This is a genomic window from Streptococcus oralis, from assembly GCF_003943415.1.
In the GTDB taxonomy this organism is placed as follows: domain Bacteria; phylum Bacillota; class Bacilli; order Lactobacillales; family Streptococcaceae; genus Streptococcus; species Streptococcus oralis_BJ.
This window is the reverse complement of record NZ_RJPK01000002.1, coordinates 376,972-392,923: the sequence shown is the minus strand read 5'-3', so window position 1 is coordinate 392,923 and position 15,952 is coordinate 376,972. Positions and strand designations below refer to the sequence as shown.

12 protein-coding genes and 3 tRNA genes are annotated in these 15,952 nt (G+C 34.9%); 9 read left to right on the top strand and 6 right to left on the bottom strand.

Features of this window, described 5'->3' with window-relative positions:
• Nucleotides 1-101: 101 nt before the first annotated feature.
• The 3 genes from dnaA to htrA form a co-directional block, all read right to left on the bottom strand.
• The gene (gene dnaA, locus D8801_RS04595) at nucleotides 102-1,463 is read right to left on the bottom strand and encodes a chromosomal replication initiator protein DnaA (protein ID WP_004244340.1); all 1,362 of its coding nucleotides are present in this window, start codon (nucleotides 1,461-1,463) and stop codon (nucleotides 102-104) included.
• Between the two features lie 222 nt (nucleotides 1,464-1,685).
• Nucleotides 1,686-2,444 carry a ParB/RepB/Spo0J family partition protein gene (locus tag D8801_RS04590; RefSeq protein WP_125399611.1) on the bottom strand — a complete coding sequence of 253 codons (759 nt, stop codon included), beginning with the start codon at nucleotides 2,442-2,444 and terminating at the stop codon, nucleotides 1,686-1,688.
• Nucleotides 2,445-2,501: 57 nt separating this feature from the next.
• Nucleotides 2,502-3,692, bottom strand: a complete 1,191-nt coding sequence (gene htrA, locus D8801_RS04585; protein WP_125848180.1) for a serine protease HtrA — start codon at nucleotides 3,690-3,692, stop codon at nucleotides 2,502-2,504.
• Nucleotides 3,693-3,876: 184 nt separating this feature from the next.
• Between htrA and rlmH the strand changes: the two genes are divergently transcribed.
• The 7 genes from rlmH to D8801_RS04550 all read left to right on the top strand — a co-directional run bounded on the left by rlmH (nucleotide 3,877) and on the right by D8801_RS04550 (nucleotide 7,057).
• A complete protein-coding gene (rlmH, locus tag D8801_RS04580; RefSeq protein WP_125848178.1) occupies nucleotides 3,877-4,356 on the top strand; it encodes a 23S rRNA (pseudouridine(1915)-N(3))-methyltransferase RlmH in 480 nt (159 codons plus the stop codon).
• A gap of 43 nt (nucleotides 4,357-4,399) precedes the next feature.
• Nucleotides 4,400-4,473 (top strand) — tRNA-Arg (locus tag D8801_RS04575).
• Nucleotides 4,474-4,638: 165 nt separating this feature from the next.
• Nucleotides 4,639-4,764, top strand: a complete 126-nt coding sequence (gene comC / locus D8801_RS04570; protein ID WP_125848176.1) for a competence-stimulating peptide ComC — start codon at nucleotides 4,639-4,641, stop codon at nucleotides 4,762-4,764.
• A 22-nt stretch (nucleotides 4,765-4,786) separates the two neighbouring features.
• On the top strand, nucleotides 4,787-6,106 hold the full coding sequence (gene comD, locus D8801_RS04565) for a competence system sensor histidine kinase ComD (RefSeq protein ID WP_125848174.1): 1,320 nt from the start codon (nucleotides 4,787-4,789) through the stop codon (nucleotides 6,104-6,106).
• Complete coding sequence (gene comE / locus D8801_RS04560) at nucleotides 6,103-6,855, top strand: competence system response regulator transcription factor ComE (protein ID WP_044019988.1); 753 nt, start codon at nucleotides 6,103-6,105, stop codon at nucleotides 6,853-6,855. Before comD ends, comE begins: the two co-directional genes overlap by 4 nt.
• A 51-nt stretch (nucleotides 6,856-6,906) precedes the next feature.
• Nucleotides 6,907-6,978 (top strand) — tRNA-Glu (locus D8801_RS04555).
• A 5-nt stretch (nucleotides 6,979-6,983) separates the two neighbouring features.
• Nucleotides 6,984-7,057, top strand: a tRNA-Asn gene (locus tag D8801_RS04550).
• 35 nt (nucleotides 7,058-7,092) lie between these two features.
• On the opposite strand, the gene D8801_RS04545 is transcribed toward D8801_RS04550, so the two are convergent.
• A complete protein-coding gene (locus tag D8801_RS04545; RefSeq protein ID WP_125848171.1) occupies nucleotides 7,093-7,635 on the bottom strand; it encodes a TetR/AcrR family transcriptional regulator in 543 nt (180 codons plus the stop codon).
• Nucleotides 7,636-7,764: 129 nt separating this feature from the next.
• Between D8801_RS04545 and D8801_RS04540 the strand changes: the two genes are divergently transcribed.
• On the top strand, nucleotides 7,765-10,419 hold the full coding sequence (locus D8801_RS04540) for a YhgE/Pip domain-containing protein (protein WP_125848169.1): 2,655 nt from the start codon (nucleotides 7,765-7,767) through the stop codon (nucleotides 10,417-10,419).
• 29 nt (nucleotides 10,420-10,448) lie between these two features.
• On the opposite strand, the gene D8801_RS04535 is transcribed toward D8801_RS04540, so the two are convergent.
• Nucleotides 10,449-12,992, bottom strand: a complete 2,544-nt coding sequence (locus D8801_RS04535; RefSeq protein WP_125848167.1) for a YfhO family protein — start codon at nucleotides 12,990-12,992, stop codon at nucleotides 10,449-10,451.
• 61 nt (nucleotides 12,993-13,053) lie between these two features.
• Entirely contained in the window at nucleotides 13,054-14,676 is a 1,623-nt protein-coding gene (locus D8801_RS04530; RefSeq protein WP_000958774.1) for an ATP-binding cassette domain-containing protein, read from the bottom strand.
• A 194-nt stretch (nucleotides 14,677-14,870) separates the two neighbouring features.
• Between D8801_RS04530 and trpS the strand changes: the two genes are divergently transcribed.
• Nucleotides 14,871-15,896: a tryptophan--tRNA ligase gene (gene trpS, locus D8801_RS04525; RefSeq protein WP_125848165.1), complete on the top strand. Its 1,026-nt coding sequence runs from the start codon at nucleotides 14,871-14,873 to the stop codon at nucleotides 15,894-15,896.
• The last annotated feature ends 56 nt before the right edge of the window (nucleotides 15,897-15,952 follow it).

The window sequence follows — 15,952 nt, the reverse complement described above, 5'->3', positions numbered from 1 at the left end:
GAATTCTGTGGAAAACTGATTTCTATTTAGCAATTTCAGACTTTTAAGCTTGTTTAAAAAATGTGGATAAAAAAGATAGAAAAGGAAAAGTTATCCACAAATTATTTAATTTTCTTTTTGATTGCTTCGATTTCTAAGCGTAAATTATCGTCTTCATCAATCAATGATTTTATTTTAGCATGGGCATGAATAACGGTGGTGTGATCCTTTCCGCCAAATTCTTTTCCGATTTTTGGAAGACTATTATCTGTCAGTTCTCTAGCTAGATACATGGCTACTTGACGCGCCAAAACGATGTTTTGAACTCGTCTCGTCCCCTTCATTTCTTTGACACTCACTCCATAAAAATTACCAACTTCAGTTTGGATTTTGTCAATTGGAATGACTAGCAGTTGGCTAACATCTTGTTTGCGAGCTCTAATAGCCTCTGCAGCAATATCAATAGTGATGTCTTTAATCTTCTTTACTCTGGCAATTAAAGTGATATCGTTAATTGCTCCTTCCAATTCTCGAACATTTGAATCAAATTGGCCAGCCAGATATTCTAGGGTATCACTCTGGAAATGGTAGTTTAAATGTTCCGTTTTACTTTGAAGAATGGCGATACGTGTCTCAAAGTCAGGAGGGGTGATATTTTGAGTCAATCCCCAGCTAAAGCGCGTGACAAGTCTTTCTTCAAGTCCTTCTAAGTGTTTAGGACTTCGGTCACTAGTCAGAACGATTTGTTTTTGATTGCTATGAAGAGCGTTGAAAGTATTGAAAAACTCTTCTTGAGTTGCAACCTTTTTGCCACTGAGAGATTGGATATCATCAATCAGTAAGAGATCAAGGCTTCGGTAAGTCTTTTTGAACTTCTCCATTTCCCCGAGCCTCAGATGCTCAAGAAAGTCGTTGATAAAACTTTCAGCAGGAATATACTTAACACGAGCTTCAGGAATATTTTTTAGAATTTCATTTCCGATAGCATTCAGTAAATGGGTTTTCCCTAGTCCAGGACCACCATAAATGAAAAGGGGATTATAAGTCAATGCGAGGTCTTCGGAAACAGCCAGAGCAGCAGACTTAGCCCAGATATTCCCATCTCCTTGAATAAAGTTATCAAAGGTATATTTTTCCTTTAATCCTGTTTCAGAATATGGAATAGCAAGATTGGCCTGTGAAGCAACATAATGATTGCTATTTTCAGAATCCATGACATAGGTTGAAGATTCTTCTTCAGGCTTTGTTAAGACAAATTGAGTTTTTATTTCAGTATCGTAAACTTCAAAACCAGCAGCCACAATGATATCCTTGAGCTGTTTTTTCCAAACCATTTCCATTTCAGGTCTAGGTAAAAAGATAGTAGCTACATTTCCCTCCACTTTTATGAGTTCAGCAGGTGTGGCATAGAAATCGTACATAGAACGTGTCAATCTTTCTTGAGCCAATTCCAAGATTTGATTCCAAAATTGTTTTTCTTTCACCGATTATCCCCTCCTTTGCTATATTTGATGTAAAAAGGTTTACTGTTAGACTTATTTTACCATAGATGCTAGCATTTTTCCACAATCTGTGGAAAAGAATCCACAATGTTTATATTTTTTATCCACAGGTTGGGGATAAGTGAGGAATTCAAAGAATTCCTTGGTTTTTTGCTAGAAAAATTAGTGGATAAATTTGTGAGTTGAAAAAATAAAAGAACAGCCTTATTTCAGGCTGTTGATAATTCTGTCATATTCTTTTTGGCTTGAAAAAGAAATAATAACCTTTCCAGTATCTTTTTTAGAAAGTTTAATTTCTACATTTAATCCAAGTAGTTTTTTTAATTTATCTTCCTCATCTTTGATGAAAGAATCACTTTTTTTCTGCTTCTTTTGTTTTTTCTCTGTCAGCAGTGTTTCTAACTTTCTCACAGAGATGTCTTCATTTTTAATTAGTTGAAAAAAATAGTCTTGCTGCTCTTTATTCAAACCAACTAGTGCGCGTGCATGAGCTTGAGAAATTTTTCCATTTTCTACTTCAGATAAGATGTGCTCTGGTAGGGAAAGCAAACGAATAAAATTAGTGATATAAGGACGAGATTTTCCCATTTTATCCGCTATTTCGGTATGGGTATATCCTTTTTCTACCAAAGATTCGTAGGCGCGTGCCTCTTCAACTGGATTCAAGTTTTCTCTCTGTAAATTCTCAATGATAGACTGAATCATCATTTCCTGATCTGAGAGGTGTTTCACAACGGCTGGAATAGAAGTCAGACCAGCCAAGAGAGAAGCCCGATATCGTCTCTCTCCTGCAAGGATTTCATAACCAATTACAGGAGATTGACGAACGATGATGGGTTGGATGACCCCATTTTCTTTGATTGACTCAGCCAATTCCCTTAGTTTATCTGCATTAAATTCTTTTCGAGGTTGATAGGGATTTTTTTGTATTTCTGAGATAGAAATCATTTCAAATTTTTCCATGATTCTACACTAACATATCTTTTATTATATGTAAAGTTTTCTTTACACTAATGTCAATTAAGATTCTAAATCACTTGTACTTTTATCTAGTTTAACAGTTGTAGTCTCCTCTTTCCCATTTCGATAGTAGGTGATTTTAATGGTGTCTCCGATAGAATGGTTGTAAAGAGCACTCTGTAAATCTGTTGACGAAGAAATATCCTTGTCGTCAACTTTGGTAATAACGTCGTATTTTTCAAGGTGACCAGATGCAGGCATATTACTTTGAACAGATTTTACCACAACACCAGAAGTTACGCTACTTGGAATATTGAGTTTTCTAAGATCACTAGTTCCGATATTAGCTAAATTAACCATTTGAATTCCAAGAGCAGGGCGAGTCACTTTACCGTCACTTTCAAGCTGTTTAATAATATTTTGAGCATCATTTGATGGGATTGCAAAACCAAGACCTTCGACAGAGGTTCCACCATTACTTGCAATTTTACTTGATGTAATCCCGATAACTTGGCCTTGAATGTTTATAAGTGGACCACCAGAGTTACCAGGGTTAATGGCAGTATCTGTCTGAATAGCTTTCGTAGAAATGGCTTGACCATCTTGAGATTTTAGAGAGACATTTCGATTGAGACTTGAAATGATTCCTTGGGTAACTGTATTGGCATATTCGGATCCTAGAGGACTACCAATTGCGATTGCAGTCTCACCAACATTTAGTTTGCTAGAATCTCCAAATTCTGCTACGGTTGTGACTTTTTCTGAAGAAATTTTTACGACAGCAATATCAGAGAACGTATCAGAACCGACAATTTCACCAGGAACTTTTGTACCGTCTGCTAAACGGATATCAACTTTTGAAGCTCCTTTAATAACGTGGGTATTTGTCACAAGATAGGCATCTTTCCCATTCTTTTTGTAAATAACACCGGAACCTTCACTTGCTACTTGCTGAGAGTCGGTATCCGTATCTGTCTCGTCATTTCCAAAAACACTATTTTGCCGATTTGCTGAATAAGTGATGACCGATACAACGGCATCTTTTACCTTGTTAACGGCCTGAGTTGTTGCATTTTCATTTTTGTAGGAAGTCTGAGTAACAGTGTTTGTAGTGTTATTTGCGGCTTGACTTACTTGTTTTTGATAAAGTTGCAGTGTCACAAAACTTCCCAGGGTACCACTCAAAAATCCTATCAGAATGATGATAAGAAAGGCAACTCCTTTTTTGTAAAATTTTTGTAAGTGTTTCATAAACGCCTCCGTTTGTTTTTTTATTTGATTAAAGTATAAATCTATTAACTTAATTCAAGCTTAAAGGTAGAAGTTTTACACAAGTTGTGGATAACTTACGTTATTCTGTGAATTTGCTTGTTTTCCTATATAATTTTTTGTGAATAAGATGTGAAATGAAGTGTGAATATGTTAGAATAGAAGAATGAAAATAAAAATTGTAACAGTTGGAAAACTGAAGGAAAAATACCTTAAAGATGGTATTGCTGAATATACTAAACGAATTTCACGTTTCGCCACTGTAGAAATCATTGAGCTAGCTGATGAAAAAACTCCAGATAAGGCAAGTGAGTCAGAAAATCACAAAATATTAGAAATAGAGGGAAATCGAATTCTTTCTAAAGTTGGAGAAAGAGATTTTGTTGTTGTGTTGGCAATTGAAGGAAAAACTCTCTCTTCAGAAGAATTCAGTAAACAGCTGGAACAGGCTTCTATAAAGGGATTTTCTACCCTTACATTTATTATTGGTGGAAGTCTTGGACTATCCCCTTCTGTGAAGCATCGAGCTAATCTCTCTGTTAGTTTTGGGCGTTTAACTTTACCACATCAGTTAATGAGATTAGTCCTTGTTGAACAAATTTATCGTGCTTTTACGATTCAGCAGGGTTCTCCTTATCACAAATAGAATATTGACTTACTTCTTGTTTTTTGATAGAATGGTCATGTTAGGTCTCATAGCTCAGCTGGATAGAGCATTCGCCTTCTAAGCGAACGGTCGCAGGTTCGAATCCTGCTGGGATCAGTACATTAGATAAAAAGCTGGGATTACTCCCAGCTTTTTTCTTAAAAAAGTGCATTTCAGGTACAAAACAGTGCAGTTGAGAAGAAATTTTTCTTACATGGTCTTCATTTTGTATAATAGGTGTGTAAGTTAACTTACAAGAAAAACAATACAGGAGATTTTACTATGAAAAACACAATTAAATTGGAACAGTTTAAAGAAGTAACAGAGGCAGAATTGCAGGAGATTCGGGGTGGGGAATGGAGAATTCCAGACGTAATACGTAGTCTTCTTTTTCAAAAAAGAAAATAATTAAAAATTAGGGTAGGAAATAATGAATTTATTCGGATTGGCAATAGTTATTCTAGGTCTTTTTATTCTTAGCAGAAGTTATGAATGGATTTGTAAAACAACTATAAAAGAATTATATGTGTTCAGTATTTGGCTATTTATATTACAGTTAGTAGTTGAATTTTTCTTTTATTTTGTATCTTTACATGGATTAGGGGGAGAGAAATTTTTATTCCCTTTAGTGATATATGGTTATTTAAGAGGATTAAAGAAATATGATAAGTATAAAGGAATTTTTATTAGTTTATTAATTTCTCTTTTATATCACACTACCCATACATTCATATCGGTAACTTTATCCTCTATAACAGGAGATCAATTAGCATTACAACATGAAGATCTTTTCTTTTTGGTAGTTTTGTTATTAACCTATTTTATAATTAAAAAAATTATCACCTATTTCAACCTAGAACTTAAATATTTTGACAAAGACTATCTCTATTCTTTTTTGAAAAAAGTACTATATGCATTTATCTTCCTACATATCGTCTCTTTTATTTCAGATATCGTGAGTACTATTTCTCATTTAAATAGTTTTGGAAGTATTTTATCATCCGTAGTTTTTGTTGGACTCCTTTTAACCTTCTTTGCAATGAACTCTTACAAGGTTCAAGTTGAAAAAGACATTGCTTTGAAGCAGAAAAAATTTGAACAAAAACATTTACAAACCTATACAGATGAAATTGTTGGATTGTATAATGAAATTCGAGGTTTTCGTCATGACTATGCAGGTATGCTTGTCAGCATGCAAATGGCAATTGACAGTGGAGATTTACAAGAAATTGACAGGATTTATAAGGAAGTCCTAGTCAAAGCAAATCAAAAATTGCGATCAGATAAGTATACTTACTTTGATTTAAACAATATAGCAGATTCTGCCTTACGAAGTTTGATTGCTCAATCAATCGTATATGCACGAAATAATGATGTAGAGTTTACATTGGAAGTAAAGGATGTTATTACTAGATTGTCAATAGATTTACTTGATCTTGTTCGCATCATGAGTATTCTCTTAAACAATGCTGTTGAAGGTGCTGCAGATAGTTACTTGAAACAAATGGAAGTTGCAGTCATTAAAATGGATTTTGAAACAGTTATAGTCATCCAGAATTCATGTAAAATTACTATGACGCCTTCAGAGGACCTATTTGCTTTAGGTTTCTCTACCAAGGGAAGAAATAGAGGTCTCGGACTTAATAGTGTCAAAGAGATTTTAGATAAGTATGACAACATTATTTTGGAAACAGAGATGGAAGACAGCACATTTAGACAAATTATTAGATTTAAGAGGGAATTTGAATGAAAGTATTAATTTTAGAAGATGTTATTGAGCATCAAGTGAGACTTGAGAGAATATTGAATGAAATCTCTGAGGAATCAAATATTCCTATTTCTTACAAGACAACAGGAAAAGTTCGTGAGTTTAAGGAATATATCGAAAATGATGAAGTAAATCAGCTTTATTTCCTAGATATCGATATTCACGGGATTGAGAAAAAGGGATTTGAAGTGGCACAGTTTATCCGTCATCACAATCCCTATGCTATTATTGTCTTTATTACTAGTCGATCTGAATTTGCTACTTTAACTTATAAATACCAGGTATCAGCCCTAGATTTTGTTGATAAAGATATCAATGATGAATTGTTCAAAAAACGTATTGAGCAGAATATCTTCTATACCAAAAGCATGCTGCTTGAAAACGAAGATGTTGTAGACTATTTTGATTACAACTATAAGGGAAATGATTTAAAAATTCCTTACCATGATATTTTGTATATCGAAACCACAGGTGTTTCTCATAAACTTCGGATTATTGGTAAGAATTTTGCTAAAGAATTCTATGGAACTATGACAGATATTCAGGAAAAGGACAAACATACCCAGCGATTTTATTGCTCCCATAAATCTTTCCTTGTCAATGTGGGAAATGTGAGAGAAATTGATCGAAAGAATCTAGAAGTTGTCTTTTATGAAGATCATCGTTGCCCGATTACCCGTTTAAAAGTCCGCAAACTAAAAGATATTCTAGAGAAAAAATCTAAAAAGTGATTGACAATTAGTAAGAAATTGATATAATGGTTATATCTGCTACAGATAGATGGTCCGTTGGTCAAGGGGTTAAGACACCGCCTTTTCACGGCGGTAACACGGGTTCGAATCCCGTACGGACTATTTTATCCGCCATAGCTCAGTTGGTAGTAGCGCATGACTGTTAATCATGATGTCGTAGGTTCGAGTCCTACTGGCGGAGTCAGATAAAAAAAGAACACCANTGGTGTTCTTTTTTTATCTGACATCACCTAACATTTTCATAAGGAAGTCAGTCATTTCTTGCGGACTTTCTTTTTTTCCGTGAGCAATCCAAGTCTGGCAAACACCAAATAGGGCATTTGTTAGATAAATACTACTGTATTCTAATTCTATTGGAGTGAGTTGTAGTTTCATAAAGCGTTTCTGAAGGTCTGTGCTAAGCATAATGTGAAGCTTATTTCTCAAGAAATTTTGGATTTCTTTTGTTCCATTTTCAGATAAGAGTGCAGCTAATAGTGGTTCAGACTCTAAATATTCAAATACTTCTAAAATAGCATCTCTTTTATGATGAGCATATTTTTGAAAAATATACTCAAAGGTATGAAAGAGCTTACTTTGGTAATGCTCAATCATATCATACTTATCCTTGTAGTGAGTGTAAAAGCTGGAACGACTGATTCCAGCTTTTTCTGCTAGCTTGACAGTAGAAATTTGATCAAAGGGTTGTTCCATCAGTAATTGTACCATGGCATTTTCGATAATACGTTTTGTTTTTAAACGTTTGTTGCTTTCTTTCATAATTCCTCCTTGTATACAAAAATAGACTATATGTCTAAAAAAAGTATTTTTTACCTTGTAATTTGGATTTTTTGATGTATAATCTATTATATCAAAATTTTAGACAATATGTGTAAAAAAGGAGGAAACATGTTTAAAGAATGGAAAGCAATATTTAAAAAACCGACCTTTATCATTGTAATGATAGGGATTTCTCTTATTCCAGCTTTATACAACATTATATTTTTATCATCCATGTGGGATCCATATGGGCAATTATCAGAGTTACCTGTGGCAGTTGTCAATAAAGATAAGGAAGCTTCTTATAATGGACAGACGATGACAATAGGTGAAGACATGGTGTCTAATTTGAAAGAAAATAAGGCTTTAGATTTTCATTTTGTTAATGAAGAGGAAGGGGAAAAAGGCCTAGAAGATGGTGACTACTACATGGTAGTGACTTTACCAAGTGACTTGTCTGAAAAAGCTGCTTCTATCCTAACAAATCATCCTGAACAGATGCAGATTGATTATCAGACTTCAAGTGGACATAGTTTTATCGCTAGCAAGATGAGTGATTCTGCCATGACACAGTTAAAACAGAATGTTTCTGCTAATGTAACCGAATCCTATACGGAAGCTTTATTTCAAAAGATGGGTGATTTAAAATCCGGTTTAACGAAGGCAGCCGATGGAAGTGAACAATTGGCTAACGGGGCCAGTCAGTTAGCTGTAGGAAGTCAGACATTGTCTTCAAATCTTGCTACTTTAGCTAGCTCAAGTTTAACCTTTTCGGATGGAACAGATCAATTTACAAAAGGGTTGACAACGTATGTCACAGGAGTAAAGCAACTGAATAGTGGCTTAGGAACATTTAATGATGGTTTACAGAACTATACAAGTGCGGTTTCACAGGTTGACACAGGACTTAATCAATTATCTTCGAAAACTCCAGAATTAGTTGCAGGTGTCAACCAGTTAAATACAGGGATGAAGTCATATGCTGGTGGAGTTTCACAACTCAATTCAGGTCTCAGTCAATTTTCGGTTGGTGTCAATGCCTATACAAGCGGAGTTGACAAATTATCTGTTGGTACAAACCAACTATCAAGTCAATCAGATACATTGAGAGACGGTATTACTCAATTAAATAAAGGAATCAAAGAAATATCCACACAATTAAATACTTCATCTCAACAGAAAGAGGATATAACACAGTTAGCAAGCAGTTTAGATGAGTTGAATAAGTCTCTCCAATCAGTTACAGTTTCAGATAATACTGATCTTAAAAATACAATATCTAATGACTTAACAAATATAACGACTCTTGCTCAAACTATTGTGACTAATAGTCAAGCAGAGCAAGAGAAAACTCTTACAAATCTTCAAGCAACAGCAACTTATCAATCTCTCACTGAAACTCAGAAAAAAGAATTGACTGAAGCTGTTTCAAATAATTCTAATTCTACGATAGAGTCAGCAAAAGCAATTTTAACGACGGCAGGAGATTTAAAAGAAAATTTAGGAAGTATAAACCAACCAGTCTCTAATCTTTCTACTTTACAGACTAAAGCAAATCAACTTTTACCTATAGCGTCTAGTTCCTTGACATCTATGTCAAGTGGATTTACACAGTTGCAAAATGCTGTAGATAATCAGTTAGTTCCCGGAAGTCAATCAATTGAAAATGGAGTTAATGCGTATACTAAGGGATTGGATACTATTTCTTTAGGTGTAAATCAACTAAGTGAAAAGAATACAACTTTAACAACAAGTTTGGATCAATTGGTTTCTGGCTCAACCAAGTTGACAGAAAACTCTTCAAAATTGACAACTGGTTTGGATACTCTAGCTGGGAAAACTCCAGAATTAGTAACAGGTATTGAAAAACTATCATCTGGTTCTGCTCAATTGAACAATAAGAGTCCAGAGTTAATAGCAGGTCTTACTAAATTACAATTTGGCTCTGGTCAATTAACAGACAAATCAACACAGTTACTTTCTGCAGCATCCCAACTAGGAAGTGGTGCTATGAAGATTGCAGATGGTACTGGAAAACTAGCAGAAGGTGGAACAAGCTTAACCTCTGGTCTTGAAAATTTACAGACAGGAGTTGATTCATTAGGACAAGGATTAGGAAATGCTAATAATCAGCTCAAATCAGCATCAACAGAATCTGAAAATGCAGAAACATTATCTAATCCTCTAGTTCTCTCAAAAACAGATAATGACCAAGTTCCTGTAAATGGGATTGCCATGGCTCCTTATATGATATCAGTTGCTCTTTTTGTTGCTGCTATATCTACTAATATGATTTTTGCGAAGTTGCCTTCTGGACGTCACCCAGAGAGTCGTTGGGCTTGGTTGAAGTCTCGTTCTGAAATAAATGGGATTATAGCTGTCTTAGCAGGTGTTTTAGTTTATGGAGGTGTTCATCTTATTGGTTTAACTGCTAACCATGAGATGAGAACTTTGCTTCTAATTATAATCACAAGTTTAGCTTTTATGTCTATGGTGACAGCTTTAACAACTTGGAATAGCCGTTTAGGAGCCTTCTTCTCTCTTATTTTACTTTTATTACAATTAGCATCAAGTGCAGGGACTTATCCCCTTGCTTTGACAAATGATTTCTTCAAAGGTGTCAATCCATGGTTACCAATGAGTTACTCTGTATCAGGTTTACGACAAACAATCTCTATGACAGGAAATATTCATCACCAAGTGATTTTCCTTATTATAACACTAGCTTTCTTTACTGCTCTAGGCATGCTGGCTTATCAGCCTAAGAAGATGCAAGAAGATTAAAAAAATCGACCAAGTAAGTGGTCGATTTTTTATGTCATAGATGAATTTCGTTTGTAATTATAGATTCCAAAAAGTATAAGGGCAGTTACTGAGCATACTGCTCCAATAACAAGACCATTGGGAATAAAGGAAAGTGTAATGGTTCCTTTTCCTTTTGGAACATCGACCTTCATAAAACCAGTCTGAGCCTGCTTGATTTCAAGTTTTTCCCCATCTTGATAAGCAGACCAACCTTTGTCATAAGGAATAGTGAAGAAAATAGAGGTATCCTGTTTGACTTCATATGTAGCAAAGACTTTGTTTTTAGAAGTTGATACCTCAACAGGTTGTTCTTTAATCTTCTGGATTGCCTCAGTCAAAGCTTGAGTATCTAAACGATAGAAAGTTGGAGATTCAAATGACACCTGAGAATTTCCAGGGAAACTAACACTGATATTGAAAGTTTTTTGTTCTTCAGTATAACCCAAATTAAAGAAATTAAATGCATTGTCAGTTGTAAAAGTCTTTTTTTCACCATTTACAAGGATGTCAACCTTTTTTTGCTTATCGTTTGTAAAATGAAGATTTGCAAACGATAGATAGACTTGACTATTTTGAGGAACCTCAATTTGACAATCAATCCTTGCATCCTCATCCGTAGAACTTGTGATGCTTGTTAAACCATCTGAAGTATCTGTTTTATCATATGCTATTTGGGAGAAGTAATCTAAGTTGAGATTAGCAAGCTGGTTTATAAACAAAGCCTGATTATCCAGAGTGTGATTATTAAAGTTTACATCTGTGTAAACAGATTGAGTGGCAAAAGCAATGGGTAAAGAGAGTTGATTTTTATATAAGGTTAAATGATCCTTTTGATAAATCTCTTGAAAGCCATACTTATCAAGTGAAGTTTCAGAAATATTGTACTGGATTCCAAATAAACTGTCTGCTAAAAGACTGTTATTTGCATAACGAAGATTTAGATTGGTTCCAGAGGATTTGAATCCAAGTTTATCCAAACTAGTGCTAGCTGAACGATTTCGTACAGATGAAAATTGAGAGATTCCATTATAGTTAAATTTCATACTGTCATTTCCTGTCTGAACTTGCAGTTTCTCAGTACGTGTAAATGGATCGTCAATTTGGTTTATAATGGATTCCATGGTAGTTACATCTCTATTATAGGCACTACGAGAAGCAAAGGCCCATTCTTTAGCTATTCCTTCCATTTGAGATGAAGCATTTAAGCTTAGCTCAGCTGTTGTAAATAAAGACAAAAGAATTGCAAATAGATTTACAGAGATAAATTTTCTAATGACTGCAAGAAGTAAAAGAGCATAAACTAGTAGAAATTCAAGAGTGAGTAGGATATTCAAATCAGTTAAAAAAGAATAGTGTGATTTAAAATAGACAGTAGCCAAAAATCCTGTTAGTACAAGAAAAAGTGAGACAAATAGATTCCAGAGCTTCAGTTCTTTCAGACGATTTAAGACTTCTGCTGCAGTATAAATTAACAGAGTGGAAAAAATCCAAGCATAGCGATGCAAAAACATATTTGGGGTGTGCATCCCTTGCCAAAATAAATCAAGTGCTTCTATGTAAAAGCTTGTTATTAAAAAAGTAAAGAAAATTGCATAGGTAAGTTTCACGTGAAACTTTATGGATTTTATTGTGAAAAATAGAATGGTTAAAATAAAGGGAAGCAATCCAACAAAAATCATTGGGATAGATCCATACTTAGTTGTATCAAAAGATCCAATGAATTGTTTTGCGAAAATATCTAGATACCAGCTACTATCTGTCTTTAATTTTGTGATAGCAGTTAACTTCTCTCCATGAGTTTGTAAATCAAACAATGTAGGAAGAGTCATAATCAAACTAGCCATTCCTGCTAAAAAGGAGGTAACAATAAAATCAAGAAAAGATGATCTTCGATTTTTAAAGTCCCATGAAATTTGGCAGAGATACCAGAAGATTAGAAACAATGCTGTCATATAGCCAAAATAATAGTTTTGAATAAACAAAATTGACAGACTTGTAAAGTATAGCAGGCGCTTCTTTTCTGTTATAAGTAGGTATAAACCAGTTATAATTAAAGGAATCAAGATAAAAACATCTAGCCAGGTTTTTATCTCTAACTGACTAACGGTAAAGCTCATTAGAGCATAGGAAGTAGATAAGGTAAGTTTTAAAAATTTTGGGATATCTTTAAATAATCTAGTCAAACTAAAGAAGGTTGATAGACCAATAAATCCAAATTTTAATAGAGTGGTCAGATAAACAGCATCTGGCATATTCGACAGATTAAAAAAGTAAACCAGAGGTGAGAGAAAACTACCCAAGTAATAACTAGATAGAGCATAGAAATTAAGTCCGAGGCCACTTGTAAAGGTGTAAAACAAACTACCATTTCCATGTAAAATATTTCGTAAAGCTACATCAAAAATAACGTATTGATGGAAACCGTCTCCTAATAGTGGAGATGTATCGCTATTCCAGTAGATACCTTGAGTTAGGTATACTCCAGTCATAATTACTAAAGGAATGATGAAAGAAACAAAATAGGTCCAATATGTTTTAAAAAATGATTTCATGTTACCTCGTAGAATGATAGAAAACTCAGTTGGTTACCCCAACTGAGTTTTGAAGTCTTATTTAATCTTTCCAAAGTTCTTTAACTTTTGCTTGTACTTCTGCATTTTCTAGGAATTCATCATAGGTTTCATCGATACGATCAATGACGCCATTCTTAGACAAAACAATAATATGGTTTGCTAAAGTTTGAATGAACTCGTGATCATGACTAGCAAAGATGATTGATTCTTTAAAGTTTTTCAATCCATCGTTCAAGCTTGAGATAGATTCCAAGTCCAAGTGATTTGTTGGATCATCAAGTACAAGGACATTTGATTTCAAGAGCATGAGTTTTGAAAGCATGACACGTACTTTTTCTCCCCCTGACAAGACGTTTACAGGTTTGTTAACCTCATCTCCAGAAAAGAGCATACGACCAAGGAAACCACGTAGGAAGGTATTGTCATCTTCTTCTTTGCTTGCAAATTGACGCAACCAGTCAAGGATTGACTCTCCTCCTGCAAAATCAGCCGAGTTGTCTTTTGGCAAGTAAGAACGACTAGTAGTAACTCCCCACTTAACAGTTCCTTCATAGTCAATGTCACCCATGATTGCACGAATTAATGCAGTCGTTTGGATGTCATTTTGTCCAATAAGAGCTGTCTTATCACCTGGACGCAAGATGAAGCTGATATTATCTAAAATAGTCTCACCATCGATCTTGACAGTTAGATTTTCTACTGTCAAGAGATCATTACCAATCTCACGCTCTGCTTTAAAGTTGATAAATGGGTATTTACGACTAGAAGGAACAATTTCTTCTAGTTCAATCTTGTCAAGCATTTTTTTACGAGACGTTGCCTGTCTTGACTTAGAAGCGTTGGCGGAGAATCGAGCAACGAATTCTTGCAATTGCTTAATCTTTTCTTCCGCTTTGGCATTACGGTCTGCTAACAATTTAGCAGCAAGCTCAGAAGATTCCTTCCAAAAGTCGTAGTTTCCGACATAGAGTTTGATTTTTCCAAAGTCAAGGTCGGCCATGTGAGTACATACTTTATTGAGGAAGTGACGGTCATGGGATACAACGATGACCGTGTTATCAAAGTCAATCAAGAAATCTTCTAACCAAGTAATAGATTGGATATCCAAACCGTTGGTTGGCTCGTCCAAGAGAAGAACATCAGGTTTACCAAAAAGTGCTTTAGCAAGGAGAACCTTCACTTTTTCACCATTAGCTAATTCGCTCATGTTTTGGTAGTGCAATTCTTCTGGAATATTTAGGTTTTGAAGCAGTTGAGATGCTTCACTTTCTGCTTCCCAACCTCCAAGTTCAGCAAATTCACCTTCAAGTTCAGCTGCACGAACACCATCCTCATCGGAAAAATCTTCCTTCATGTAAATAGCATCTTTTTCCTTCATGATGCTATAGAGTTTTTCATTTCCCATGATAACGACATCAATTGCACGTTCATCTTCATAGTCAAAGTGATTTTGACGAAGAACAGAGAGACGTTCATCTGGACCAAGAGAGATATGACCAGTTGTAGGTTCGATATCACCAGCTAAGATTTTTAAGAATGTAGACTTCCCAGCACCATTAGCACCAATTAATCCGTATGTATTTCCTTCTGTAAATTTGATATTGACATCATCAAAAAGTTTGCGATCACTAAAACGTAGTGAAACATCAGATACTGTAAGCAATGTTTTTCTCCTAAATATGTAATACATTTATTCTACTAGAAAAGAGAGAAATATTCAAATTTTTATTTGTCAATTTTATGTCAACTAAGTTTACAGGTTTGTTTACAATGAGTTAGTTGTTTGATTTAAATAATTTTCTGTTATTTTAACAAAAAAATGCTATAATTGAAGAGACCATTTCGAAGGAGAAAAAAATGACGAAACCCATTATTTTAACAGGAGATCGCCCAACAGGAAAACTGCATATTGGACATTATGTTGGGAGTCTAAAAAATAGAGTATTACTGCAGGAAGAAGACAAGTATGAGATGTTTGTTTTTTTGGCGGACCAACAAGCATTGACAGATCACGCCAAAGACCCTCAAACGATTGTAGAATCTATTGGGAATGTTGCCTTAGATTACCTAGCAGTTGGATTAGATCCAAGTAAATCAACTATCTTTATTCAAAGTCAGATTCCAGAGTTAGCTGAACTGTCTATGTACTATATGAATTTGGTGTCACTAGCACGTTTAGAGCGCAATCCTACAGTGAAAACAGAGATCGCTCAGAAAGGGTTTGGAGAAAGTATTCCGACAGGATTTTTAGTTTATCCGATTGCGCAAGCAGCAGATATTACTGCCTTCAAGGCTAATTATGTTCCTGTTGGGACAGATCAGAAACCAATGATTGAGCAAACTCGTGAGATTGTTCGTTCCTTTAATCATGCTTATAATTGTGAGGTCTTGGTGGAGCCGGAAGGTATTTATCCAGAAAATGAGAGAGCAGGGCGTTTGCCAGGTTTAGATGGAAATGCTAAAATGTCTAAATCCCTTAATAATGGTATTTATCTAGCAGATGATGCGGATACTTTGCGTAAAAAAGTCATGAGCATGTATACTGATCCGGATCATATTCGAGTGGAGGATCCAGGTAAGATTGAAGGAAATATGGTTTTCCATTATCTAGATGTGTTTGGTCGTCCAGAAGATGCTCAAGGCATTGCGGATATGAAAGAACATTATCAACGTGGTGGTCTTGGTGATGTGAAGACGAAACGTTATCTACTTGAAATATTAGAACGCGAACTTGGCCCTATTCGTGAGCGCCGTATCGAATTTGCTAAGGATATGGGAGAAGTTTACAATATGCTTCAAAAAGGTAGTGAGAAAGCGCGTGAGGTTGCGGGGCAAACTTTATCTGAAGTTAAGAAAGCAATGGGACTAAATTATTTTAAATAATAGATAAATATGAATCGTAAAACTATCTCTTCCATAGGTTCACAGGGATAGTTTTT

Coding starts and splice junctions, on each gene's coding strand:
- D8801_RS04540 (WP_125848169.1), top strand. CDS start 7,765: ATGTTTAAAGAATGGAAAGCAATATTTAAAAAACCGACCTTTATCATT.
- D8801_RS04545 (WP_125848171.1), bottom strand. CDS start 7,635: ATGAAAGAAAGCAACAAACGTTTAAAAACAAAACGTATTATCGAAAAT.
- comD (WP_125848174.1), top strand. CDS start 4,787: ATGAATTTATTCGGATTGGCAATAGTTATTCTAGGTCTTTTTATTCTT.
- comC (WP_125848176.1), top strand. CDS start 4,639: ATGAAAAACACAATTAAATTGGAACAGTTTAAAGAAGTAACAGAGGCA.
- rlmH (WP_125848178.1), top strand. CDS start 3,877: ATGAAAATAAAAATTGTAACAGTTGGAAAACTGAAGGAAAAATACCTT.
- comE (WP_044019988.1), top strand. CDS start 6,103: ATGAAAGTATTAATTTTAGAAGATGTTATTGAGCATCAAGTGAGACTT.
- D8801_RS04535 (WP_125848167.1), bottom strand. CDS start 12,992: ATGAAATCATTTTTTAAAACATATTGGACCTATTTTGTTTCTTTCATC.
- trpS (WP_125848165.1), top strand. CDS start 14,871: ATGACGAAACCCATTATTTTAACAGGAGATCGCCCAACAGGAAAACTG.
- D8801_RS04590 (WP_125399611.1), bottom strand. CDS start 2,444: ATGGAAAAATTTGAAATGATTTCTATCTCAGAAATACAAAAAAATCCC.
- htrA (WP_125848180.1), bottom strand. CDS start 3,692: ATGAAACACTTACAAAAATTTTACAAAAAAGGAGTTGCCTTTCTTATC.